At 71.9% G+C, this 23,957-nt stretch carries 24 protein-coding genes; 14 read left to right on the forward strand and 10 right to left on the reverse strand.

Translation table 11 applies throughout. From position 1 onward, the window contains the following. Positions 1-290: 290 nt before the first annotated feature. A complete protein-coding gene (locus ACWCXC_RS03020; protein ID WP_450886227.1) occupies positions 291-1,946 on the reverse strand; it encodes a protein kinase domain-containing protein in 1,656 nt (551 codons plus the stop codon). 332 nt (positions 1,947-2,278) lie between these two features. On the opposite strand from ACWCXC_RS03020, the gene ACWCXC_RS03025 reads away from it, so the two are divergent. Next, positions 2,279-3,916, forward strand: a complete 1,638-nt coding sequence (locus tag ACWCXC_RS03025; RefSeq protein WP_450886229.1) for a protein kinase domain-containing protein — start codon at positions 2,279-2,281, stop codon at positions 3,914-3,916. A 42-nt stretch (positions 3,917-3,958) separates the two neighbouring features. Here the strand turns inward: ACWCXC_RS03025 and ACWCXC_RS03030 are convergent, their stop codons facing one another. The 3 genes from ACWCXC_RS03030 to ACWCXC_RS03040 form a co-directional block, all read right to left on the reverse strand. Further along, the gene (locus tag ACWCXC_RS03030) at positions 3,959-4,948 is read right to left on the reverse strand and encodes a phosphotransferase (RefSeq protein ID WP_450681460.1); all 990 of its coding nucleotides are present in this window, start codon (positions 4,946-4,948) and stop codon (positions 3,959-3,961) included. A 58-nt stretch (positions 4,949-5,006) separates the two neighbouring features. Continuing rightward, positions 5,007-5,441: a pyridoxamine 5'-phosphate oxidase family protein gene (locus ACWCXC_RS03035; protein ID WP_450681364.1), complete on the reverse strand. Its 435-nt coding sequence runs from the start codon at positions 5,439-5,441 to the stop codon at positions 5,007-5,009. A gap of 87 nt (positions 5,442-5,528) precedes the next feature. Continuing rightward, on the reverse strand, positions 5,529-6,188 hold the full coding sequence (locus ACWCXC_RS03040) for a response regulator (protein WP_450681365.1): 660 nt from the start codon (positions 6,186-6,188) through the stop codon (positions 5,529-5,531). A 338-nt stretch (positions 6,189-6,526) separates the two neighbouring features. On the opposite strand from ACWCXC_RS03040, the gene pdhA reads away from it, so the two are divergent. The 4 genes from pdhA to ACWCXC_RS03060 all read left to right on the forward strand — a co-directional run bounded on the left by pdhA (position 6,527) and on the right by ACWCXC_RS03060 (position 10,786). Beyond that, positions 6,527-7,675 (forward strand): pyruvate dehydrogenase (acetyl-transferring) E1 component subunit alpha, encoded by a 1,149-nt coding sequence (pdhA, locus tag ACWCXC_RS03045; protein ID WP_450681366.1) that lies wholly within the window; start codon positions 6,527-6,529, stop codon positions 7,673-7,675. 2 nt (positions 7,676-7,677) lie between these two features. Continuing rightward, on the forward strand, positions 7,678-8,658 hold the full coding sequence (locus ACWCXC_RS03050) for an alpha-ketoacid dehydrogenase subunit beta (RefSeq protein WP_450681367.1): 981 nt from the start codon (positions 7,678-7,680) through the stop codon (positions 8,656-8,658). Between the two features lie 10 nt (positions 8,659-8,668). After that, entirely contained in the window at positions 8,669-10,090 is a 1,422-nt protein-coding gene (locus tag ACWCXC_RS03055; protein WP_450886232.1) for a dihydrolipoamide acetyltransferase family protein, read from the forward strand. Positions 10,091-10,252: 162 nt separating this feature from the next. Beyond that, positions 10,253-10,786, forward strand: a complete 534-nt coding sequence (locus ACWCXC_RS03060) for a hypothetical protein (RefSeq protein ID WP_450886234.1) — start codon at positions 10,253-10,255, stop codon at positions 10,784-10,786. Between the two features lie 17 nt (positions 10,787-10,803). Here the strand turns inward: ACWCXC_RS03060 and ACWCXC_RS03065 are convergent, their stop codons facing one another. After that, the gene (locus ACWCXC_RS03065) at positions 10,804-11,871 is read right to left on the reverse strand and encodes a peptidoglycan-binding protein (protein WP_450886236.1); all 1,068 of its coding nucleotides are present in this window, start codon (positions 11,869-11,871) and stop codon (positions 10,804-10,806) included. A gap of 258 nt (positions 11,872-12,129) precedes the next feature. On the opposite strand from ACWCXC_RS03065, the gene ACWCXC_RS03070 reads away from it, so the two are divergent. Both ACWCXC_RS03070 and ACWCXC_RS03075 read left to right on the forward strand, forming a co-directional pair. Next, positions 12,130-12,930 carry a glycoside hydrolase family 25 protein gene (locus ACWCXC_RS03070; protein WP_450886238.1) on the forward strand — a complete coding sequence of 267 codons (801 nt, stop codon included), beginning with the start codon at positions 12,130-12,132 and terminating at the stop codon, positions 12,928-12,930. 79 nt (positions 12,931-13,009) lie between these two features. After that, a complete protein-coding gene (locus ACWCXC_RS03075; protein WP_450681372.1) occupies positions 13,010-13,579 on the forward strand; it encodes a hypothetical protein in 570 nt (189 codons plus the stop codon). Between the two features lie 26 nt (positions 13,580-13,605). Here the strand turns inward: ACWCXC_RS03075 and ACWCXC_RS03080 are convergent, their stop codons facing one another. Then, positions 13,606-14,076, reverse strand: a complete 471-nt coding sequence (locus tag ACWCXC_RS03080) for an ATP-binding protein (protein ID WP_450886240.1) — start codon at positions 14,074-14,076, stop codon at positions 13,606-13,608. 220 nt (positions 14,077-14,296) lie between these two features. On the opposite strand from ACWCXC_RS03080, the gene ACWCXC_RS03085 reads away from it, so the two are divergent. From ACWCXC_RS03085 to ACWCXC_RS03100, 4 genes are all read left to right on the forward strand, one after another. Then, the gene (locus tag ACWCXC_RS03085; RefSeq protein ID WP_450681374.1) at positions 14,297-15,178 is read left to right on the forward strand and encodes a helix-turn-helix domain-containing protein; all 882 of its coding nucleotides are present in this window, start codon (positions 14,297-14,299) and stop codon (positions 15,176-15,178) included. Positions 15,179-15,183: 5 nt separating this feature from the next. Beyond that, positions 15,184-15,369, forward strand: coding sequence for a DUF397 domain-containing protein (locus ACWCXC_RS03090; RefSeq protein ID WP_450681375.1), 186 nt, complete (start codon positions 15,184-15,186; stop codon positions 15,367-15,369). A gap of 196 nt (positions 15,370-15,565) precedes the next feature. Beyond that, a complete protein-coding gene (locus tag ACWCXC_RS03095; protein ID WP_450681376.1) occupies positions 15,566-15,928 on the forward strand; it encodes a YciI family protein in 363 nt (120 codons plus the stop codon). Beyond that, positions 15,925-17,208 carry an RNA polymerase sigma factor gene (locus ACWCXC_RS03100; protein ID WP_450886243.1) on the forward strand — a complete coding sequence of 428 codons (1,284 nt, stop codon included), beginning with the start codon at positions 15,925-15,927 and terminating at the stop codon, positions 17,206-17,208. The genes ACWCXC_RS03095 and ACWCXC_RS03100 overlap by 4 nt, the downstream gene beginning before the upstream one ends. 124 nt (positions 17,209-17,332) lie before the next feature. On the opposite strand, the gene ACWCXC_RS03105 is transcribed toward ACWCXC_RS03100, so the two are convergent. From ACWCXC_RS03105 to ACWCXC_RS03115, 3 genes are all read right to left on the reverse strand, one after another. After that, positions 17,333-18,052, reverse strand: coding sequence for an alpha/beta hydrolase (locus ACWCXC_RS03105; protein WP_450886245.1), 720 nt, complete (start codon positions 18,050-18,052; stop codon positions 17,333-17,335). 97 nt (positions 18,053-18,149) lie between these two features. Beyond that, on the reverse strand, positions 18,150-18,884 hold the full coding sequence (locus ACWCXC_RS03110; protein ID WP_450886247.1) for a hypothetical protein: 735 nt from the start codon (positions 18,882-18,884) through the stop codon (positions 18,150-18,152). Between the two features lie 150 nt (positions 18,885-19,034). Next, positions 19,035-19,934: a D-alanyl-D-alanine carboxypeptidase family protein gene (locus ACWCXC_RS03115; RefSeq protein ID WP_450681380.1), complete on the reverse strand. Its 900-nt coding sequence runs from the start codon at positions 19,932-19,934 to the stop codon at positions 19,035-19,037. A 195-nt stretch (positions 19,935-20,129) separates the two neighbouring features. Between ACWCXC_RS03115 and ACWCXC_RS03120 the strand changes: the two genes are divergently transcribed. Together ACWCXC_RS03120 and ACWCXC_RS03125 are read left to right on the forward strand one after the other, a co-directional pair. After that, positions 20,130-20,804, forward strand: coding sequence for a GntR family transcriptional regulator (locus tag ACWCXC_RS03120; RefSeq protein WP_450681381.1), 675 nt, complete (start codon positions 20,130-20,132; stop codon positions 20,802-20,804). Further along, positions 20,801-22,111 carry an MFS transporter gene (locus ACWCXC_RS03125; protein WP_450886250.1) on the forward strand — a complete coding sequence of 437 codons (1,311 nt, stop codon included), beginning with the start codon at positions 20,801-20,803 and terminating at the stop codon, positions 22,109-22,111. The genes ACWCXC_RS03120 and ACWCXC_RS03125 overlap by 4 nt, the downstream gene beginning before the upstream one ends. 71 nt (positions 22,112-22,182) lie before the next feature. On the opposite strand, the gene ACWCXC_RS03130 is transcribed toward ACWCXC_RS03125, so the two are convergent. Then, positions 22,183-23,007, reverse strand: a complete 825-nt coding sequence (locus ACWCXC_RS03130) for a maleylpyruvate isomerase family mycothiol-dependent enzyme (protein ID WP_450681383.1) — start codon at positions 23,005-23,007, stop codon at positions 22,183-22,185. 170 nt (positions 23,008-23,177) lie between these two features. Here ACWCXC_RS03130 and ACWCXC_RS03135 point away from each other — a divergent pair, with 170 nt between their 5' ends. Next, a complete protein-coding gene (locus tag ACWCXC_RS03135) occupies positions 23,178-23,951 on the forward strand; it encodes a carbon-nitrogen family hydrolase (RefSeq protein ID WP_450886252.1) in 774 nt (257 codons plus the stop codon). Positions 23,952-23,957 lie beyond the last annotated feature (6 nt).

The following is a 23,957-nucleotide window of genomic DNA, read 5'->3' on the forward strand; positions in this document are numbered from 1 at the left end:
CGGCCATGACACCCCCCAGCGTCGCGGCTGCCGTCAGTGCCAGGCAGGCCACGCACCGTGTGGGCCGTGCGGCCAGGTGTGCTGAAGCCATGAGGTCACCGTCACATGTGACGGGCCGTCCGGCATGTCGGACGGGACGGACGGGTGGCGGGCCCCGGCGCTCGCGGGACGGCGCACACTCCGTCAGGCGCACACTCCGTCAGGTGCGTGCACCGTCAGGCGTGTCGCCGTGTGCCGTACGCCCCGCGCGGCGCGCGCCCCGGCGGGCGACGGGAAGGGGCAGCGAGGCGCTACGCCGGATCGCCGGTGGCGATGCGCAGTTCGAAGTGCGCGCCGACCTTGGGGACGGCGGTGCCGGAGGTCGGGAACTGGTCGATGACCTGGTCCTCCGCGTACGCGTTGCCGGGGACCTTGATCTGCTTGATGGTCCAGCCGGCGGCGTCCGCGCAGGCGCGCGCCGAGAGGATGTCCTTGTAGAGGAAGCTGGGGGCGTCGACCTTGTTCGGGTCGTCGTTGTCCTCCATGGCGTCCGTGCAGTCCTCGGTGTCCATCGTCCGGTTCCGCTCGGGATCCTTGTGCTCACCGGACGGGGACTCGCTCGACGTGGCCTCGGTGCCGCCCTTGTCCGAGTCGTCGTTGTTCAGCGCGAGCGCCGTGATCAGACCGCCGATGGCGATCAGCGCGACGACGATCGACCCCACGACGAACGGCATGTTCCGCTTGGAGCCGCCGCCCGAGGACGTGGTGTGCGTCTGCGGCGAGACCGTGTACGGCGGCGGGGTCTGCTGCTGCATCGGCGACATGGCGGCCGGGGTCTGGTAGCCCGGGGCCGACTGCGGATAGCCGTACGAGGGGGCCGGGGTGGGCGCCGGGGTCGGCGTCCCGTACGGACCGGGCTGCTGCTGCGACGGGTACGGGTTCGGCTGGTACGGCGTCTGGACGTGCTGCGGGCCCGGGGCGGACTGGTCGACCGGCGGGAAGACGGCCGAACCGACCCCCGAGCCGCTGTTGGCCGGGGTGCCCGCGCCGCTGACGATCACCGGGGCGCCGGTCTGGCCGCCCGCGCTCAGCACGCGCGCGATCTCGTCCTGCATCGCGGCGGCGCTCGGGAAGCGCTCGTTGGGGTTCTTCTTCAGCGCGCGGGCCACCAGCGCGTCCATCGCCGGGGTGAGCGCCCGGTTGATGCTGGAGGGCGCGACCGGCTCCTCCTGCACATGCGCGTACGCGATGGCGAGCGGGGAGTCCGCGTCGAACGGGATGCGGCCGGTGAGCAGCTGGAACAGCATGATCCCGACCGAGTAGAGGTCGGAGCGCGCGTCCACCCCGCGCCCCAGGGCCTGTTCGGGGGAGAGGTACTGCGGGGTGCCGACGACCATGCCGGTCTGGGTCATCGACGTGACGCCCGACTGCATGGCGCGGGCGATGCCGAAGTCCATGACCTTCACGACACCGCGCTTGGTCACCATGACGTTGCCCGGCTTGATGTCGCGGTGGACCAGGCCCATCTCGTGGCTGGTGTCCAGCGCGGCCAGCACATCGGCCGTCACCTTGAGCGCCTTGTCGGCGGGCATCGCGCCGTAGGCGGCGACATCGGCCTGGAGGACGGAGCCGAGCGGCTGCCCCTCGACGTACTCCATGACGATGTACGGCATCAGCGCGCCGCCGAGTTCGTCCTCGCCGGTGTCGAAGACGGAGACGATGTTGGTGTGCTGGAGCTTGGCGACGGCCTGGGCCTCGCGGCGGAACCGTTCGCGGAAGGACTGCTCGCGCCCCAGCTCCGTGTGGAGCGTCTTGATCGCCACCTGGCGGTCGAGCGCGGTGTCGTACGCGAGGTACACGGAAGCCATACCGCCCTCGCCCAGCAGGTCACGCAGCTGGTAACGGCCGCCGGCGACCGAACCGCCCGCGTAGCGACCCTGGGCACCCTGTGCGCCGTCCTGGCTCATGACTTGCTTCCCCCTAGGGCGCGCTCGCTCGCGCGAAGATCCGTATTACTGGCCAAGTCTGCCCGAGGGGTACGACACGTCAAGCCAGGTGCCCGTTCCGTGACCGTACGCACAAGAAGCGTCTCGGAAGCGTTACAGGATCCCCGTCGAATTTGCGCCGGTGGCCCGCCGGCCGATTGGATGGCCCGTCCCTCTCGAAAACGGTGTGTCGGACAGAGGCTGTAGCGTGACGTGGCAACGCGGCCGACAACGCGGTCGGCGACGCAGCAAAGCACCGTGAGAACCCGCGGACGCGCGCGGACAGACGCGGACAGATACGACGGCGAGGACTGATGGCACCCGAACCCGAAGCAAACGGCGGCGGAGTTCCGGATGGCACCGAATCCTGGGGCATCGGCGGTGTGGTCGGCGACGGGCGCTACCGGCTGACGCACCGGCTCGGCCGGGGCGGCATGGCCGAGGTCTTCGCGGCCGAGGACGTCCGGCTCGGGCGCACCGTCGCGGTGAAGCTGCTCCGCTCCGACCTGGCCGAGGACCCGGTCTCCAAGGCCCGGTTCACGCGCGAGGCGCAGTCGGTCGCCGGCCTCAACCACCACGCGGTCGTCGCGGTCTACGACTCCGGCGAGGACACGGTGGCCGGCCAGACCGTGCCGTACATCGTCATGGAGCTGGTCGAGGGCCGCACCATCCGCGATCTGCTGATCAACGCCGAGGCCCCGCCGCCCGAGCAGGCCCTGATCATCGTCTCCGGGGTGCTGGAGGCGCTGGCCTACTCGCACCAGCACGGCATCGTGCACCGGGACATCAAGCCGGCCAACGTGATCATCACCAACTCCGGTGCGGTGAAGGTGATGGACTTCGGCATCGCCCGCGCGCTGCACGGGGCGCAGTCGACGATGACCCAGACCGGCATGGTCATGGGCACGCCGCAGTACCTCTCCCCGGAGCAGGCGCTCGGCAAGGCCGTCGACCACCGCTCCGATCTGTACGCGACCGGCTGTCTCCTCTACGAACTGCTCGCGCTGCGGCCCCCGTTCACGGGCGAGACGCCGCTGTCCGTGGTGTACCAGCACGTCCAGGACACCCCGGTCCCGCCGTCGCGGGTCTCGGACGTGGTCCCGCCGGAGCTGGACGGGCTCGTGATGCGCTCGCTCGCGAAGGACCCGGACGACCGGTTCCAGAGCGCCGAGGAGATGCGCGGACTCGTCCAGTACGCCCTGCAGATGCTCCAGGCGCAGGGCGGTCACACCGGGGCGTGGAACACCGGTCCGGTCGTGCTCGACGCCGGTCCGGGCACGCCGCCGCAGGGCATGACGGGCGCCACCCATCAGATGGGGTACGCGCACCACGGCGACACCTCGCAGGGTCCGATCCTGCCGCCGATGAACCCGGACGACGGCGGTTACGACGGCGGCGGCCGGCCCGGCGGCGGGCGCGGCAAGCTGTGGCTGTTCGTCGTGCTCGCGCTGATCGCGATCGCGGCGGGCGTCGCGATCGCGGTGAACGCGGCGCAGGGCGGCGACGGGAAGCCCAAGGCCCCGGCCACCTCGACGTCGAGCAGCCCCTCCCCCTCGGAGACCTCGGCCAGGCCGAGCCAGGAGCAGACCACGCAGGACACCGATCAGCCCGGGAGCAGCGGCGGGGACGAGCAGGAGTGGTCGCACAAGCCGTCGTACACCCCGTCCTACACCCCGAGCCGGACGGCCGACCCCTCGCCGCCGCCCACCCCGTCGCAGACGGACACCCAGGGCACCGGCGACGGCGGCGCGGACGCCGGGACGGACGCGGGCACCGACGCCGGGACGGACGCGGGGACCGACGCGGGCACCGACGCCGGGACGGATGCCGGGACGGACGGGGGCACCAGCACCGGCACGGACGCCGGCACCAGCACGGGAACGGACGCCGGGACGGCCTCCGGGACCAGCGCGGGCGCGGCGGCGGGCGCGGGCGGCGCGGGACAGCAGTAGGGCCTGTCCGGCGGTGCGGCCCGGCGCCGCACCGCGCCGGGCTCACCCCGTGAACGCCTCGCGCACCGCGTCGTACGCACGGGTCCACCACACCACCAGGGCCGACACCGCGGGGAACTGCGGGTCGGCCCTGCGGTCGTTCAGGCAGTAGCGCCAGTGCAGTATCCAGAAGTCGTTGAGCCGCTCCCACCACACCCGGTGCACGGCGGCGGCCAGTTCGTCGGCCCCGGCGCCCGCGGCCCGGCGGTAGGCGCGGGCGTACGCCCGCACCTTCGCGAGGTCCAGCTCACCGGCCGGCCGGACGAAGAAGATCGCCGCCGCCCGCACCGCCTCCTCCGCGCGGGGCTGCACACCGAGCCGGTCCCAGTCCAGGATCGCCACCGGATCGGCGTCCCGGTAGAGCACGTTGAGCGGATGGAAATCGCCGTGCACCCAGCCGGTGGCCGGTCCGTCCGGGGCGGGCGGTCTGCGGTCCGCGTGCTGTTCCAGCAGTGACCGCCGCTCCTGGAGCCGGTGTTCGGCCAGTTCGTCGAAGGAGTCCCGGGGGCTGCGGGAGCGGGCCGCCGCGAGCAGGGTGTCGATCAGCGCGAAGGTGTCGGCCGGATCGGCGCTCGCGTGCCCGGACCGCCCGCCGGCCGCAGCCGTCGGGTCCATCACCTGTTCGAGACCGGTGTGTACGGCTCCGAGGAGCGCCCCGAGCCGCAGCGACTGGGCGAGGGTGAGCTGGGCGCCCGCGCGGTGGAGTCCGTCGACCCAGGGGTGCAGGGCGTAGCAGCGACCGCCGATCTCGGCGACCGTGCCGCCCTCGGTGTCCACCAGGGGCGGGGCGACGGGCACGCCGAGTGATTGGAGGCGCTGGGTGGCCCGGTGCTGGCGGACGATCGTCGCCCGGTCGCCCGTGGTGTCGTCCAGATGGTGCTTGAGGAAATACGAGCCGCGCGTGGTGGACACCCGGTAACCATGGTTGAGCAGGCCCTTGTCCAGGGGTTCGCAGCTGAGCGGGGTCCCCGTCCCGGGGTACCGGAGCAGCACGTCGCGGACGGGCGGGACAGGGGGATCGATGACAGATGAGCGCGGCACGCGACAGATGTTAGATCACGCTGTGTTGCGGGATTCGCGGAGTTGCGTGGAAGTCCAGAGTGTGCACAGTGACGAAGTGCGGGTCGAGCCGGAGGTAGGCCGGGTCGAAGGGTTCGCCGTTGACCTCGACCGGTGCGGGGCCGAAGAGTTCGCGCTGTGCGCAGGTCGGCTCGACGAGTCGCGCGGGGCCGGTGAACTGCACGGACCAGACGTCGCGGGCCCCGGCCGAGGCGCCGGCGTTGTAGTTGTCCGCTCCGTAGGCGACGACGGTGCCGTCGCAGGCGTCGTGGTAGCCGAGGCCGCTGTGCAGCCGCAGCACGACATGGCCGTCGGCCACGATGTGACGGGCCACGGTCAGGATCGGGAGGGCCCGCATGCTCGTCGCCAGCCGGCCGTAGGGCACCCGGCGGAGCAGCTCGATCGCGTGGAGTTCCTCAAGGGACATGTCCTCCACTGTCCCCGGCCGCGCGGGCCGGAAGAAGAGGCCGGGGCCCCGGTCCGGCAGGGACCAAAGTCCCCTGTCGGGCGGCTCTCAGCGCTTCTCGGCCTGGATCCGGGCCACGTACGCGGCGGCCTGCGAGCGGCGCTCCATGCCGAGCTTGGCGAGCAGGCTGGAGACGTAGTTCTTGATCGTCTTCTCGGCGAGGTGCAGCCGCTCGCCGATGACCCGGTTGGTCAGCCCCTCCCCGATCAGGTCCAGGATGCGGCGCTCCTGCTCGGTGAGGCTCGCGATCCGGTCGTCCTCGCGGCCCTTCTTGCCGTCCCGCAGCCGCTCCAGCACCCGCGCGGTCGCCACCGGGTCCAGCAGCGACTTCCCGGCCGCCACGTCCCGGACCGCGCTCAGCAGCTCGTTGCCCCGGATCGCCTTGAGGACATAGCCGGAGGCTCCGGCCATGATCGCGTCGAACAGCGCCTCGTCGTCGGCGTACGAGGTCAGCATCAGGCAGTGGATGGACTCGTCCCGGGAGCGGATCTCCCGGCAGACCTCGACGCCGCTGCCGTCGGGCAGCCGGACGTCGAGCACGGCCACGTCGGGACGGGTGGCGGGGATCCTGACCAGCGCGTCCGCCGCGGTCCCGGCCTCGCCGACGACCTCGATGTCGTCCTCGACCGACAACAGCTCATGAACGCCGCGTCGGACGACTTCGTGGTCATCCAGGAGAAAAACGGTGATTTTTCCATCTTCGCGCACAAACGCAGTCTCACACACTCCCCCCTTCCCTGCCGCTGTCGGGCGGGATAACGTGCCGTTGTTCCGGCAGCCTGCGAGGCTGTGACCAGTGCTGTGACCAGCGAGAGTTCCCGATTTCCGCGATTTACTTGGATATCCAAGCAAAAACGCAGGTCAGGAAGGGTTTCGCAGTTATGCGAAGCACTGGGTAACGTGCCTTGAACAGGGCGCTCGCCGGGGCACCTGTCACGCCTGTTCCCGGCCGAGCGGCACCCACCCCGTGCACGGGTACGGACACAGGCGAGCCGCACTGGTCTCCCGGCAGACCCCGGGGACCGGACCGACGGAGGAGCACGCACGTGACCGTGGAGAGCACTGCCGCGCGCAAACCGCGACGCAGCAGCAAGCGGACCAGCGCCGCGAAGACGCCACAGACTTCCGGACCCGAACTCGTACAGCTGCTGACGCCCGAGGGCGAGCGCGTCGAGCACCCGGAGTACTCGATCGATCTGACCGCCGAGGAGCTGCGCGGTCTGTACCGGGACATGGTCCTCACCCGCCGCTTCGACGCCGAGGCCACCGCTCTCCAGCGCCAGGGCGAGCTGGGGCTGTGGGCCTCCCTGCTGGGCCAGGAGGCGGCCCAGATCGGCTCCGGCCGGGCCCTGCGCGACGACGACTACGTCTTCCCGACCTACCGCGAACACGGTGTGGCCTGGTGCCGGGGCGTCGACCCGACCAATCTGCTCGGGATGTTCCGGGGCGTGAACCACGGCGGCTGGGATCCGACCACCAACAACTTCCACCTGTACACGATCGTCATCGGCTCGCAGACCCTGCACGCCACCGGCTACGCCATGGGCGTCGCCAAGGACGGCGCGGACTCGGCCGTGATCGCGTACTTCGGCGACGGCGCCTCCAGCCAGGGCGACGTCGCGGAGTCCTTCACCTTCTCCGCCGTGTACAACGCCCCCGTGGTGTTCTTCTGCCAGAACAACCAGTGGGCGATCTCCGAGCCGACCGAGAAGCAGACCAGGGTTCCGCTCTACCAACGCGCCCAGGGCTACGGCTTCCCCGGCATCCGGGTCGACGGCAACGACGTCCTGGCCTGCCTGGCCGTGACCCGGTCGGCCCTGGAGCGGGCCCGCCGCGGCGAGGGCCCCACCCTCGTCGAGGCGTTCACCTACCGCATGGGCGCGCACACCACCTCCGACGACCCGACCAAGTACCGGGCCGACGAGGAGCGCGCCGCCTGGGAGGCCAAGGACCCGATCCTGCGGCTCCGCGCCTACCTGGAGAAGGAGGGCACCGCCGACGAGGCGTTCTTCACCGCCCTGGACGAGGAGAGCGAGGCCCTCGGCAAGCGGGTCCGCGAAGCGGTACGGGCCATGCCCGACCCGGACCGGATGGCGATGTTCGACCACGTCTACGCCGACGGGAGCCCCCTCGTCGACGAGGAGCGCGCCCAGTTCGCCGCGTACCAGGCTTCGTTCGCCGAGGAGGGCAAGTAGCCATGGCCACGGAAAAGATGTCGATCGCGAAGGCGCTCAACGAGTCGCTGCGCAAGGCCCTCGACACCGACCCCAAGGTCCTCGTCATGGGCGAGGACGTCGGAAAGCTGGGCGGGGTCTTCCGGATCACCGACGGCCTCCAGAAGGACTTCGGCGAGGACCGGGTGATCGACACCCCGCTCGCCGAGTCCGGCATCGTCGGCACGGCCATCGGCCTCGCGCTGCGCGGCTACCGGCCGGTCGTGGAGATCCAGTTCGACGGCTTCGTCTTCCCGGCGTACGACCAGATCGTCACCCAGCTCGCGAAGATGCACGCCCGCGCGCTCGGCAAGGTCAAGATGCCGGTCGTCGTGCGCATCCCGTACGGCGGCGGCATCGGCGCCGTCGAGCACCACAGCGAATCGCCCGAGGCGCTGTTCGCGCACGTCGCGGGGTTGAAGGTGGTCTCCCCGTCGAACGCGGCGGACGCCTACTGGATGATGCAGCAGGCCGTCCAGAGCGACGACCCGGTCATCTTCTTCGAGCCCAAGCGCCGCTACTGGGACAAGGGCGAGGTCGACACCGAGGCCATTCCGGGCCCGCTGCACCGCGCGACGGTCGCCCGCACCGGCACGGACCTCACGCTCGTCGCGTACGGCCCGATGGTGAAGGTCTGCCTGGAGGCCGCCGCGGCCGCCCAGGAGGAGGGCAAGTCGATCGAGGTCCTGGACCTGCGCTCGATGTCCCCGATCGACTTCGACGCCATCCAGACCTCGGTCGAGAAGACCGGCCGGCTGGTCGTGGTGCACGAGGCGCCGGTGTTCTACGGCTCCGGCGCGGAGATCGCCGCGCGGATCACCGAGCGGTGCTTCTACCACCTGGAGGCACCCGTGCTGCGGGTCGGCGGCTACCACGCCCCGTACCCGCCGGCGCGGCTGGAGGACGAGTACCTGCCGGGCCTCGACCGGGTGCTCGACGCCGTCGACCGCTCGCTGGCGTACTGAGGACTGGGACGTGACAACGATGACCGACACTTCCAACGCCGCTCGCTTCCGTGAGTTCAAGATGCCCGACGTGGGCGAAGGACTGACCGAGGCCGAGATCCTCAAGTGGTACGTCCAGCCCGGCGACACCGTCTCCGACGGCCAGGTCGTCTGCGAGGTGGAGACGGCGAAGGCCGCCGTGGAACTGCCGATCCCGTTCGACGGGGTCGTCCACGAACTGCGCTTCCCCGAGGGCACGACCGTCGACGTCGGCCAGGTGATCATCGCGGTGGACGTGGCGCCGGGCTCCGGCGACGCGGCCCCGGCCGAACCGGCCGCCGCGCCGGAGCCGGAGGCGGCCCCGGACGTGGAGGAGCCCAAGGGCCGCCAGCCCGTGCTGGTCGGCTACGGCGTCGCCGAGTCCTCCACCAAGCGGCGCGCCCGCAAGGGCGCCGCACCGGCCACCGGCACGCCGGCGGCCGCCGCGACCGCGATCCAGGGCGAGCTGAACGGGCACGCCGGACGCGTCCCCGACGCCCGTCCGCTGGCCAAGCCCCCGGTCCGCAAGCTGGCCAAGGACCTGGGCATCGACCTGGCGACGGTCACCCCGACCGGCGAGGGCGGGGTCATCACCCGCGAGGACGTGCACGCGGCCGCGGCGCCCGCACCCGCCCCCGAGGCGCCGGCCGGGTCCGTTCCGGCTCCGGTCGCGGAGGAGGCGGCTCCGGTCGCCGTGCCCGTCGAGGCGGGTGCGCGCGAGACGCGCATCCCCGTCAAGGGCGTCCGCAAGGCGATCGCGCAGGCGATGGTGGGCAGCGCGTTCACCGCGCCGCACGTCACGGAGTTCGTGACCGTCGACGTGACGCGCACGATGAAGCTCGTGGCGGAGCTGAAGGAGGACAAGGACATGGCGGGGGTGCGGGTCAACCCGCTCCTGATCATCGCCAAGGCCCTCCTCGTCGCGATCAAGCGGAACCCGGACGTCAACGCGGCCTGGGACGAGGCGAACCAGGAGATCGTGCGCAAGCACTACGTCAACCTGGGCATCGCCGCCGCCACCCCGCGCGGTCTGATCGTGCCGAACATCAAGGACGCGCACGCGCAGACGCTGCCGCAGCTGGCCGCGTCGCTGGCCGAGCTGGTCTCCACCGCCCGCGAGGGCAAGACGTCGCCGGCCGCGATGGCGGGCGGCACGGTGACCATCACCAACGTCGGCGTCTTCGGCGTCGACACCGGCACACCGATCCTGAACCCGGGCGAGTCCGCGATCCTCGCGGTCGGCGCGATCAAGCTCCAGCCCTGGGTCCACAAGGGAAAGGTGAAGCCGCGTCAGGTGACCACGCTGGCGCTGTCGTTCGACCACCGGCTGGTCGACGGCGAGCTGGGCTCCAAGGTCCTGGCGGACGTCGCCGCGATCCTGGAGCAGCCGAAGCGGCTGATCACCTGGGCGTAGCGAGGCCGCTCGCCCGGTCGTAGTGACGTCCCGGGCAGGCGTTTAGCAGGAAAGGGACGGGTCCGTGCGGTTTTCGCGCGGGCCCGTCCCTCGTGTGTGCACGGACCCCTACTCTGCGGAGCGATCGGGCAGTTCACCCCGTTCCCTGAGGAGGCAGGCCCTGTGACATCGAGTTGCGATCCCCAGTACGCGCCCGTCGGCGATGTGGGCGCGGCCCTTCTCCTGATCGACTCCCGCCTCACGAGCGTCTACGAGGGCGGATCGGGCTCCCCCGAACAGCGGGAGCTGGCCGAGCAGTACCTCGGTTCGCTGGGGCCGGAGGGAGCGGCCGAGGTCCTGGACGGCACGTGCACGCTCATCTTCATGTTCATGAGCTGGCTGCGGCAGACGCACGAGGCGCACGGCAAGGACGTCATCGAGTACGTGGTGCCGGGTCTGGTGGTCTCGCTCGGCCGCATGCCCCGGAGCGTGCGCCCCGAGGCCATCCCCACGATGGCGGGCCTGGTCATCGCGGCGGGCACCGGCCTGAGTCCGAACCTCTGGCGCATGCAGTACGGGGAGTGGACCAGCGCCGAGATGAACCCGCTGGAGGCCACGGCGTTCCTGCTGGCCGAGCAGATCAACCGGATCACCGACGACCGCGCGTTCGCGACCCGGCTGATCGCGGGGGTGCTGGAACAGGCGGACGGACTCTGAGGGGCCTGAACCCGGGGCTACTTGTGCAGGCCGGCGCCCTGGGCGTGGATCAGCGCCCGCCAGGTGTCCTCGTCTGCGGTGCCCGTGGCGGGCAGGGCATGGGAGGACTGGAACTCCTTCAGTGACCGCATGGTCGAGGGGGTGTACGTCCCGGTGTTGTCGGTCTGCACCCCCGCGCGGTGAAGAAGGTACTGCACGGCGGTGACGGCGTCCGCCTGGGTGGTGCGGGAGTCGACCTGGATGATCAGGAGGCGCCAGGTGTCCGGGCCCACCTTGCCGTCCGGGTTCAGTCCGTGGGCGGTCTGGAAGCGGGTGACGGCGGCGGCCGTGGCGGGGCCGTAGTCGGCGTCGACCTTCACGTCGTACGCGTGGGCCCGCAGGAGCAGTTGCACGGTGCGGGCGCCCCAGAGGACATGGCCCTTGCTGATGACCGGCCAGTCCGCCGGGCTCGTCGTCGCGGTGGTGCCGGTGGCGCTGGTGCCGGTGGTGGCCTTCGCGTCGTCGCCGGGTGCCGGGACCGCCCACCACACGAGCCCCCCGACCACCAGCAGGAACAGGGTGGTGACGGCCAGGCCGGGGAGGGTGGCGGGGAGACGGGTCAGAGGGCGGCGGGGGCGCGGCGGCACCTCGGCGGCGGTGAGCACCTCGGTGACGGGGGTCGGTGCGGCCGTGGCGGTGGCGTCGGGGCCGGAGGCGTCCGGGGTGTCCGGGGCTTGCGGGACCGGGGAGGGGCCGGGGGTGTCCGGGGCTTGAGGGGTCGGGGAGGGGGCGCCGGTCGTACGCCGGCGGCCGGGGGCGGCCTCGGCCGCCGCGTCGGCCAGGGCGCACGCCCGCGCGAGGTCGTCCTCGGGGGCGCGCAGCACCTCGTGCAGGCGCTCGACGATCCGGCGCGGGGCGTTGGAGGTGTGGCGGGGGTTCAGATAGCGCGACAGCGTGGTCTGGTCGATCCCGAGCCGTTTGGCGAGGGACTGCTGCGTGGGTTTGTCCCGGCCGTCGCGGGCCGACGCCTCCCACCAGGACCTCAGGAGTGCGGCGAGGGCCCGTCCGGGCTGCGTCCCGTGGCCGGTCCCCGTGGTCTCCGTCATGCGTGTCTCCGAAGCGTCCGTGTGCATAGTCGCAGGTCAACGCCGTGCATGAGGAGCATGCCTAGGCGCATCGACGTGCGGGACGCAGAGCGTAATGAAAGCCGCGTTCCGTGCGGCACAGTGGTGGAGCGGCCGGCCCGAGAGCCCCGCGACCCCCACCCCGTTCCCGCCCCTTCGCAGGGGTGCTCCGGCCTGCGCGTTTCCTGGCCGGCGGGGAGCCCCGGGGCCCGTTCACCTCAGAAGCAAGGAGTTCCGCGTATGCATCCGACATCACCCGTACGAGTGCGTGCCGCGTTGGCCGGAGCGGTCGTGGGAGCGACGCTGCTGACGCTCGGCGGCCCCGCGCCGGGGGCCCAGGCCGCACCGCCCACGTCGTACGCCGTGACCGGGGTGGACACCAGCCACCACAACCACGGGACCAAGGGCACCACCTCGATCGACTGGACGCGGCTGGCGAACGCCCACCGCTTCGCGTTCCTCAAGGCCACCCAGGGCGTCTCGGTCAAGGACGGCTGGTTCGCCCGTGACTACGCGGCGGCCTCCCGGACCTCGCTGTTGCGCGCCCCGTACCACTTCTTCGACCCGCGCGGCACGGGCGACGGTGCCGCCCAGGCCCGGCACTTCGTCACGACCGTCCGGGCCGCCGGCTACCGGGGCGGTGAGCCGGGCGAACTCCCGCCGGTCCTCGACGTGGAGAAGCTGCCCGCCAAGGGCGGCAAGGAGGTCTGCCCGAAGGCGCTGCGCGCCGACCAGATCCGGGCCTTTCTCCACGAGGTGAAGAGGACCTTCGGGGTCACCCCGATCGTCTACACCCGCGCGTCCTTCGTGCACGACTGCATGAACGGCAAGGGCCAGGTGTTCGCCGGTCACCCCCTCTGGCTCGCCCGCTACGGCAGCGGCGCGAAGGAGCCGCAGCAGGTGCCCGGAGCGGGGCGCGCCTGGACGTTCTGGCAGTACACCGACCGCGCCCGCGTGGCGGGGATCGAAGGACCGGCCGACCGCAACGTCTTCCGGGGCAGCGCGGCGGAACTGAAGGCCCTGGGCACCCGCGCCGGCTGACCGCCACGTCTCGGGCGTCGACGTCGCACGATTCCGCCCACCCGCCCCATCAACGCCACACCATCACTGAGGAGTTCCCATGGCCACGTCCCTCCCCGCGCGCCGCGCCGCCGCCCGTCTGCTGGCCGGCCTGGTCGCCGCTGCCGCCCTGACCACGTCGGTCGCGGTGGCGTCCGACCGCCCCGCCCTCAAGGCGGACACCCGGGCGTCCCTCGCCAAGCAGATCCTGGCCCAGAAGCAGATCAGCCTCGCCACGGTCCACCCGGGCGGCACGCACGCCGGCTCCACGGTCCGCCAGAACGTCATCGACACCTCGAACGGCAAGGGCGCGCTCACCAGCCCCTGGGGCGACAAGCCCAACCGCCGCGTCGCGCTCGACACCCGCATGCTGAACGGTCTGCTCAAGCTCCGTACGCAGTACGCCTACCGGCTCTCGGTCTCCGAGATCGTCGGCGGCGACCACAGCGCCAACTCCCGCCACTACGCGGGCATCGCCTTCGACATCACCCACATCAACGGCCGCCACGTCGGCAGCGGCGCCCCGCACAAGCAGTTCATGGCCGCCTGCCGGAAGCTCGGCGCGACGGAAGTCCTCGGCCCCGGCAACACCGGCCACAGCCGCCACGTGCACTGCGCCTGGCCCCGCTGACCCCCGGGGGCCCCTTCGGCAGGCCGTCAGCCCACGGGCAGGCGGCCTGCCGCCGCGTCCGCCGCGTGCCCCAGCACCAGTTCGGCGAACACCGTCTTCCCCACGCACCGGGGCTCCACACCCCAGCGGTCCGCGATCGCGTCCACGATCACCAGTCCTCGCCCGAAGCGGTCCGTTTCCCCCGCCACCCGCACCTCGGGCAGCCGGTCCGCCCGGGGGTCGGCCACCTCGATCCGCAGCACGTCCCCCACGACGGCGACCCGCACCTGAAACAGCCGCTCCCGCACCGATCCGTGCAACAGCGCGTTGGTCGCCAACTCCCCGGTCAACAGCGCCGCCTCCCCGGCCCGCGCCCCGTACCCCCACTCCCGCACCAGCCGCGCCACCCGCCTCCGGGACAACGTGACGCTCCGCGCCGTCGGCGTATAGGCGAGCGTGTCCTCGTAGAGCGGGGGGACGGGGTCGGGCGCGGGGCTCTTCTCCTGGGCTGCGGTCATGGTCGCGTGCCTCCGTTGGTACGGGCGGTGGCCTTGCCGGACCCTGCGGGGCAGGGCGGTGCGCTTCCGCCGATCGGTGCCACTGAGTGATGGCTACGCGACCGAACGTAGCGGAAGCTGGTCAGGGGCAGCAATAAGTTCGGGCAGAAAATTCTCTGCCCTAATTGGTGTTCGATGGTCCGGCGCTTCAGACTGAGGCCCTTGAGGGAGGGAGACGACCGTGGCAGGTAACAGCCCGGACCGGGGGCGTACGGTCTCCACCGTGCTCGGACGCCGCCTTGGAGGCGAACTGCTCCGGCTGCGCGAAGCTCGCTCCATGCGCCAGTCGCACGCTGCCGACGCGTTGACGGCGTCGGTGGCCAAGGTGGCGAAGATCGAGCGGGGTCTGGTCCCGATCCGGGACCCTGACGTCCGGGCCCTGTGCCACCTGTACGGGGAAGCGGACGACGCCGTGATCGGCAGGCTTCTCGCCCTGGCCAGGGCGGACCGCGAACGGCGCAAGGCCAGCGGCTGGTGGAACCAGTACCCGGGGCTTCAGTCGATGGTCGAGTACGTGGCGCTGGAGGACATCGCGACGGCCATCCGCACCTGGCAACTCGCCATCGTGCCGGGCCTGCTGCAAACGGCCGACTACGCGCGTGCGCTCGCTGTGGGCAACGGCTCCTGGGAGGACCCCGACGAGATCGAGCCGTTCGTCGAGGCCCGCATGGCCCGGCAGGCCCGCCTGACCGGCGACCGGCCGCTGGAGCTATGGGCCCTCGTGCAGGAGAGTGCGCTCCGCCAACTGGTCGGTGGACGCGAGGTGATGAGGGCACAGCTCGGCCACCTGCTGGACATGGCCCGGCGCCCCAACGTGAAACTCCAGGTCATGCCGTACCTCGCCGGTGCCCACCCCGGCATGACGAGTGCCTTCACTATCGTGTCGTTCGCCGAGCCCGGGGCCTTGGACGTGGTCCACATGGACACCACCTCGACCACTCTGTGGCTGGAGAGCGATACTGATGCCGAGCGTCACGACCGGATCTTCGACCGCATGACGCGCCTTGCCCTCGCTCAGCGCAACTCGGTCGCACTGATCGACGGAATCATCAAGGAGTTGTAGACCGCGTGCCCGCGTACAGGTTCGTCAAGTCCAGCTACAGCGGGGGAAACGCCGGCCAGGAGTGCGTCGAGGTCGCCCGCAACATCCCCTCCACCGTCGCCATCCGCGACTCCAAGCGGACCGACGGCCCCGTCCTCGTCGTCGCCCCTGCCGCCTGGGACGCCTTCCAGGCCGCGATCCGCCAGGGCTGAGCCGCGACCGGAGGGCGCCGGCCGGACACGTGGACCGGCACGGAGCGTGGGGATTACCTTGATCATCCGCAGCCGCACGGGGCGCGCGAAAAAGGTTCGGAGAAAGTGTCGGCCGGATGTCGAGGCCCGGCCGTCCGCTCCGACTGAAGGGTGACAGCGCGCCGGAGGGGTGCGCGGGAGCGGGAGGACACCCGAGATGAAGTACATCGCGATGATCTACGGCAACCAGGAGAAGTGGGACTCCTTCCCGGCCGAGGCGTGGCCCGAGGCGATCGCCCGGCAGGAGGCGTTCAACGCGAAGTACCGCGAGAGCGGGGAGCTGTTGGGGGCCTACGGGTTGGCGGACGCGGTCAACGCCAGGCTGGTGCGGCGGAAGGACGGCGTGCCGGCCGTGACGGACGGGCCGTACCTGGAGACGAAGGAGTACATCGCCAGCTTCTACCTGCTGGACTGCGAGAGCCAGGAGCGGGCGGAGGAGATCGCGGCGGACATGCCCTTCGCGTCGGAGGACCCGGTCGAGCTGTGGCCGGTGCTGCACGAGTCCGCGGCGGACGTGTGAGCCAGGCCGGCCACGCCGAGGACCGCCGCACCGAGGAACACCGCGTGGAGGACCTGCTGCGTGCGCTCGCGCCGCAGGTCCTCGGCGCGCTCGTGCGCCGGTACGGCGGCTTCGACATGTGCGAGGACGCCGTGCAGGAGGCGCTGCTCGCCGCGGCGGTGCAGTGGCCGGCGGAGGGGACGCCGGAGAACCCCCGGGGCTGGCTGGTCACCGTCGCCTCGCGCAGGCTCGTGGACCAGGTGCGCAGCGAGCGGGCGCGCCGGCTCCGGGAGGACCGGATGGCGCTGGCGACCCCGCAGGCGGAGCTGCTCAGCCGGGCCGCAGACGCGGATGCGGCCACGGACCGGGACGACTCGCTGGCGCTCCTCTTCCTCTGCTGCCACCCCGCGCTGTCCGCGCCGAGCCGGATCGCGCTGACGCTGCGCGCGGTCGGGGGCCTGAGCACGGCGCAGATCGCGGCGGCGTTCCTCGTACCGGAGGCGACCATGGCCCAGCGCATCAGCCGGGCCAAGCAGACGATCAAGAACTCCGGGGAACCGCTGCGGATGCCCGACGCCTCCGACCGCGCGGAACGGCAGCGGGCCGTGCTGCACGTGCTGTACCTGATCTTCAACGAGGGGTACGTGACGACGGACGGGGACGACCTCACGGCCCCGGCCTTGTCCGCCGAGGCGATCCGGCTGACCCGCTGGCTGCACCGGCTGCTGCCCGAGGACGCCGAGACGGCCGGACTGCTGGCCCTGATGCTGCTCACCGACGCCCGCCGCCCCGCCCGCACCGGCCCCGGCGGCGATGTGGTCCCGCTGGCCGAGCAGGACCGCGGCCGGTGGGACCGGGAGCTGATCGCGGAGGGCTGCGCCCTGCTCACCGCGACGCTGCCGCGCGGCGAGGTCGGCCCGTACCAGGTGCAGGCGGCCGTCGCCGCCGTCCACGACGAGGCCGCGCACGTGGACGCCACGGACTGGCCGCAGATCCTGCTGCTGTACGGACTCCTGGAGGAGCTGGCACCGAACCCGATGGTCACCCTCAACAAGGCCGTGGCCGTCGCCATGGTGCACGGGCCGGCGGCCGGGCTCGACCTGATCGCCGGGCTGGAGGACGACAAGCGGATGGCGGGCCACCACCGGCTGTTCGCCACCCGCGCCCATCTGCTGGAGCTGCTGGGCGACACGGCCTCCGCCGCCGCGCAGTACCGGGAGGCCGCCCGCCGGGCCACCAGCGCCGCCGAACGCCGCCACCTCACCGCCCGCGCCGCAAGGCCGGCCGCCGAAGTCCGGTGAGCGGGGCATCGGTTCGGGGGTGAGATCGCGTCCCTCCCACGGTGCGGCAGCCATCTCGTGGCAGGAGGCAGGCGGCATAGACGTTCCGCCTTCGCGCGGCCCCACCGTCGCGGGATCGGCCGCGCTACGGCCGCTCCGCCTCCGTAGCCCCGCCGCTGCCGGAGAGCTCCAGGAGGAGGCGGGCCGTGCCCTCGGGGTCGACGGTCTGGTGCAGGTGTTCGCCGGGCAGCCGGGCGGTCCGCCAGCCCCGTTCGCGGGCGTCCTCGGCCGTCTCCTCGTACGGCGGTCCGAACAGCAGGTAGGAGCAGGGGTGGTCGTCCCAGCCCTCGGGGACCGGGACGTGCTGCTCGTAGTAGGAGAGCGGCAGCCTGGGCTGCTCCTCGGTGATCCGCCGGCGCGTCTCGGGGGCGGCGAACATCGGGGCCACGTCCGCCTCGTCCCACCAGTCCGTCCAGCGCGGCAGTATGCCGTCCACGGCCAGGGGGCGGAGGAAGTCCAGGAGGTCGGGCGGTGCCACGGGGGTCGGTCCGGTACGGGCCGGCAGCGCGGCGTCGACGAAGACCGAGGCCGTCACCGGGTGGTCCAGCCCCGCGCGGACGGCCGGGAGGAACAGCCCCGCGTTGCTGTGCGCCACCAGGACGACGGGGTGGTCCGCCGGAATCCCGGACAGCCCGTCCCGGACGGCCGAGGCGGCCCGGGGCCAGAACGGCGGTCCCCCCGCGCCCACGTCCAGCAGCGACGGCACGCGCACGGAGTGGCCCGCGGCGGTGAGGCGTTCGGCCACCGGGTGCCAGGTGGAGGGCCCCACGGAGGGGCTGTGGACGAGGACGAGAACGGGGCGCATGCGGGCATCGTGCCGCCGGGCCGTACCGCGTGCCACCGGATCGGCCGACGGCGAAATCCGCTCGGACCGCCTCGCGAACCCCTCGCCCGGTGGCTGTTCAGCCGCCCGCCGTCTCCGTCCACGGTCCCGGAAGCGTGGCCAGGCTCTCGTCCAGGGCCTCGCGCGTCAAGGCGCGGAGGTACAGCCGTCCCCGCTCCACCGCGTCGTCCGAGCGGTCGTCGTGCACCAGGACCTCTGCGCCCGCGTACCACCGGCCCGCGCTCCGCGCGCCGCCCACGGTCAGCAGGGGCGGCACGGGGGTGAGGGACCGCTCCAGGCGCGCGGTGTCGCCGGGCAGCCCCTCCCGGGTCCAGCCGCCCCAGTCCCCGCACAGGGTGTTCTCCGACAGCACCGTCTCCACACAGGCGGTGGAGAAGCGGTCCGCGTAGGGTTCCCAGTGTTCGTACGCCTGCGAGGTCCCGTCGATCACCACGGGCGGGTCGGCCTCCGCGCACCGGTCGAGCGGCACGGCGATCTGGTACAGCCAGAAGCTCTCCACCTGCCAGGTCAGGGCCTCGTCGTCCGCCTCCAGCTCGTCCGGGGGCAGCAGTGTCCTCGCACCGTGCAGGAGGTCGTGGCGGCGTCCGAACCGGCCGTACCACTCGCGCATCGCCTCCGGCAGCCGCAGTCCGAGCCGGCCTTCGGCGGCGGCGAGTTCGGACTCCGGGAAGCCGTCGTCCGGTCCGGCCGGCGCGCCGAGTCGTGCGGCGAAGCGTTCGACGAACCGCCAGGCCGCCGGGGGTCCGGCGAGGGCGGCGGGCAGTTCGTCGCGGAGGTCGAAGGTCGGGGGCATCCGCACACCCTAGGGTCTGCGCACACCCTGGGGTCTGCCGGTGCCGGGGGTCGGACCTCCCCGCACACGACGGGAGGGGCCCCGCCGTGCGGGACCCCTCCTGCGGCGACCCGAGCCGAGCCGTGCCGCGTGCCGTGCCGAGCGAGCGGGCTACTTCTTGAAGCCGTAGTCCATCAGCTTCTTCGCGTCCGACGTGCGGGCCGCCTCCGAGGTGGAGGCGAGGACGGTGCCGATGACCGTCTTGCCGTTGCGGGTGGCCGCGAAGACCAGGCAGTACTTGGCCGTCGGGCCGGAACCGGTCTTCAGACCGATCGTGCCGCTGTAGGTGCCCAGCAGCTTGTTGGTGTTGGTCCACGACATGTAGCGGTAGCCGCCGCTCTTCGTGGTGACCTTCTGCTTGGTCGACTTCGTCTTCACGATCGTGCGGAACGTGGAGTACTTCATCGCGCTGCTGGCGAGCTTCGTCAGATCGCGCGGGGTCGAGTAGTTGGACCCGTTCCCTATGCCGTCGAACGAATCGAAGTGCGTGTTCTTCATGCCGAGCGACTTGGCCGTGCTGTTCATCTTGCCGAGGAACGACTTCACCCGGGCCGCACGCGTGGTGCCGGAGCCGAACTTGTCGGCCAGCGCGTACGCGGCGTCGCAGCCGGACGGCAGCATCAGGCCGTACAGCAGCTGGCGGACGGTGACCTTGTCGCCCACGATGAGGCGGGCCGAGGAGGCGCCCTTCGAGACGATGTAGTCGCTGTACGCCTTCTGGATCGTGACCTTGGAATCCAGGTTCAGGCCCTTCTGGGCCAGGACCACCCGGGCGGTCATGATCTTCGTGGTGGAGCCGGTGGAGCGACGGGTGTCCGCTGCCTTGGTGAACAGCGTCTTGCCCGTGCCGTTGTTCATCACGAAGCCGCCCTTGGCGACGATCGAGGGAGTCGGCGGCGTGGCGGCCTGCGCCGTGGAGGCGAAGGCGCCGCTCGCGATGACGGCCCCTGCGGTGAGCGCCACCGTGGCGGTGGCGGAAACGCGCCTTATGCCCGTAATGCCGATATTCAAGTTGAACGCTCCAAACGCCCCTGGAATGCGGCCACATGAGGGTGCCGCGCGCTGATGAGACCTATGGGGGCGAGGAATGGTTGTGGCGTACGAGGGGTGATTTCTCCGGACATCCGGGGGCGGCGCTTCCGGTCGCCGGCGTCCGCATCCTGGAACGGTTCCGTCTTGCGTGCATGTTGTATCTATGCTGTGTGCATGCCTGCTCCAGCCCCGTCCCCCGCCCTGCCGCCCGTGAAGCCGCCGCCCGCCGCCGAGCGGGTCTACACCCACATCAAGGACGCCGTCCTGGACCGCCGCTACGAGGGCGGGACGCTGCTGACCGAAGGCCATCTGGCCGAGGCCGTGGGGGTGTCCCGGACGCCCGTGCGCGAGGCGCTGCTGCGGCTGGAGGTCGAGGGGCTGATCAAGCTCTACCCGAAGAAGGGCGCACTGGTGCTCGCCGTCTCCGCCCAGGAGATCGCGGACGTCGTGGAGACCCGGCTGCTGGTCGAGGAGTTCGCCGTACGCCGGGCGGTGCCCGCCCCCGCGACGCTGATCGCCCGGCTCGAAGAACTGCTGGAGGAGCAGCGGCGGCTGTCGGAGGCCGGTGACCTGGCCGCCGTGTCCGTGAAGGACCGCTGCTTCCACGCCGAGATCGTCCGGTACGCGGGCAACGAGATCCTGTCCCGTCTCTACGACCAACTGCGCGACCGTCAACTGCGCATGGGCGTCGCCGTCATGGAGGCCCACCCCGGCAGGATCGCCGCCAACATCGCCGAGCACGGCGAGCTGCTGGAGGCGATCAGGTCCGGTGACGAGGAGGGCGCCGCACAGGTCGTCCGCCGCCACGTCGGCCGGGTCAAGGTGCTGGTCCGGGGTGAGGACAGGTGAGTTCCGCCGCCGCCCCGACCCTGTCCCTGCCCGGTGATCCGCCCGGCGGCCGGCGTGCCGCCTGGGTCTGGGGCATCGGCGTCGCCGTCTACTTCGTGGCGATCATCTTCCGCACCAGCCTCGGCGTCGCCGGACTCGACGCGGCCGACCGCTTCCACGTCAACGCCTCGGCGCTGTCCACCTTCTCCATCCTCCAACTGCTCGTCTACGCGGGCATGCAGATACCCGTCGGCCTGATGGTCGACCGGCTGGGCACCAAGAAGGTGCTGGCCCTGGGGGCCGTGCTGTTCACCCTCGGCCAGCTCGGCTTCGCGCTCTCCCCGTCGTACGGCACCGCGCTCGCCTCCCGCGCCCTGCTGGGCTGCGGCGACGCGATGACGTTCATCAGCGTGCTGCGGCTGGGTGCGCGCTGGTTCCCGGCCCGGCGCGGACCGCTGATCGGGCAGGTCGCCGCGCTGTTCGGCATGGCGGGCAACCTGGTCTCGACGCTCGTGATCGCCCGCGCCCTGCACGGCTTCGGCTGGACCCAGACCTTCGTGGGCAGCGCCCTGGCCGGGGTCGTGGTGCTGGTGCTCGTCCTGCTCTTCCTGAAGGACCACCCCGAGGGCTTCGAACCGCCGCCCGTCGAGCACGCCGGCGTCGCGTACGTCCGCCGGCAGATCGCCGCCTCCTGGCGGGAGCCCGGCACCCGGCTCGGGATGTGGGTGCACTTCACCACGCAGTTCCCGGCCATGGTGTTCCTGCTGCTGTGGGGGCTGCCGTTCCTGGTCGAGGACCAGGGGCTGAGCCGGGGGACGGCGGGGGAGCTGCTGACGCTGGTGGTGCTCTCCAACATGGCGATCGGCCTGGTCTACGGGCAGATCATCGCCCGCCACCACGCGGCGCGGCTGCCGCTGACGCTGGGGACGGTCGGCACGACCGCGCTCCTGTGGGCGGCGACGATCCTGCACCCCGGGAACCACGCCCCGATGTGGCTGCTGGTCACCCTGTGCGTCGTGCTGGGCGCCTGTGGGCCCGCCTCGATGATCGGCTTCGACTTCGCCCGCCCCGCCAACCCGCCGGAGCGGCAGGGGACGGCGTCGGGCATCGTCAACATGGGAGGCTTCATCGCCTCGATGACCACGCTCTTCGCCGTCGGCGTGCTGCTGGACGCGACCGGCGACAACTACCGCGTCGCCTTCTCCTCGGTCTTCGTCCTGGAGGCGCTCGGCGTCGCGCAGATCCTGCGGCTGCGGCTCAAGGCCGCCCACCGCGAACGCGAGCACCACGTGATCAGCCGCGTGGAGGCCGTGCACGTCCCGGCCTGACCGGCCCGGCCCGCGGCCCGTCCGGCGGTGCCCACCCCCCCCGACGGGGGCGGGCACCTCCGGACGACGCGTTACGGGGTGACGGCGAAGTTCCGCAGGATGGCCTCGGCCAGCTCCTGGTCGCCCTCGGCCTTGACCCGGTCCGCGACCGCGCCCGGCCGCACCCGCCCGCAGGCCAGCCGTACGTACGTCTCCCAGTCCATCGCCAGCGTCACGGCGGGGCCCAGCGACGGCGCGCCGTCCACCGAACCGCGGCCCTCCGCGTCCACCCTGACGGTCCGCAGGAACTCCACCGGCCCGTGCACATCCAGCACGACCGCCGAGTTGGCCGGGGCGCCCGCGTCCTTGGCCACCACCTTCGGCAGCCCCAGGAGCAGGACGTCCCGGGCGACCGCCGCGCCGGGGGAGTCCAGGTTGCCCGGCTTGCCCAGCGCGGTCCGCAGGTCCTGCTCGTGCACCCAGACGTCGAAGGCGCGCATCCGCAGCGCCACTTCGAGGGTCTGCTCGGCGCCGAGCGGCGCCCGCGTCATGGTCTGCGGGTCACGCGTCTCGTTGCGCAGCTGACGGGAGCGCCGGATGATCGTGTACTCCAGCTCGGAGGTCATCTCCGGGGCGGTGTGGTGACGGCGGACGTCGACCTGCATCTCCATGTAGCGGGCGAAGTCGCTCTGCACGTGGTACAGATCGCGGGGCAGCGTGTGGATCGGGCGCGGATCGCCGAGCTGTTCGCTCTCCATGCCGATGATGTGCGACACGATGTCGCGCACCGACCAGTTGGGGCAGGGCGTGCGGCCGTTCCACTCCCCCTCGGCGAGCGGGCTCACCAGCTCGGCTATCGACTCGATGGAGTGGGTCCAGGCGTCGGCGTAGGTCTGGAGGCTGGGATGGACGGTCACGGGACCCCTCGTGGCGGTTCTGCGGTGCATGGGCTGGAGTGCTGGGCGCGGGCTGCGAGCTGCGATGAGGTTCGGTCGCTAAGTTACGCTGCGATCAGGCACCCCGGCAGTGCTTTCGTGTGACGATCGTAGGCCGGTGTTCACGGCTCGAATGTCAGGACGGTGGTAGTGTGCGCGCCTCCCTCATCCAGATCGCAGTAGACCCGGACGAATCCGTCGGTTCCCGCAGGGAACGCGCTGCCTCGCTGGTGACCGCGCAGCGGGGGGCGGATCTGGTGGTGCTGCCCGAGCTGTGGCCGGTCGGCGCCTTCGCGTACACCGCCTTCGAGACCGAGGCCGAGCCGCTGCTGGGCCCCACCCACACCGTGATGGCCGAGGCCGCCGCCGAGGCCGGAGTCTGGCTGCACGCCGGTTCCTTCGTGGAACGCGACCCGGACGGGACCCTCTACAACACCACGCTGGTCTTCACCCCCGAGGGCGAACGGGCCGCCGCCTACCGCAAGATCCACCGCTTCGGCTTCGACCGGGGCGAGGCCGTCATGATGGGCGCCGGCGAGAAGCTGGTGACCGTCCCCTTCCCGGGGACCACGCTCGGCCTCGCCACCTGTTACGACCTGCGCTTCCCCGAACTCTTCCGCGGTCTCGTCGACGCCGGTGCCGAAACCCTCGTCGTCGCCGCCGGCTGGCCCGAGCGCCGCCGCGCCCACTGGACCCTGCTCGCCCAGGCCCGCGCCGTCGAGAACCAGGCGTACGTCCTCGCCGTGGGCTCCGCCGGCACCCATGCCGGAATCGAGCAGGCCGGCCACAGCATCGTGGTCGACCCCTGGGGCGAGGTCCTGGCCGAGGCGGGTGCCGACGAGGAGGTCCTGACCGTGGACATCGACCCGGCGAAGGTCGCCACCACCCGCGAGCAGTTCCCGGCGCTCAAGGACCGGCGGCTGTAGCCGGTC

The organism is Streptomyces sp. NPDC001515 (genome assembly GCF_053597115.1).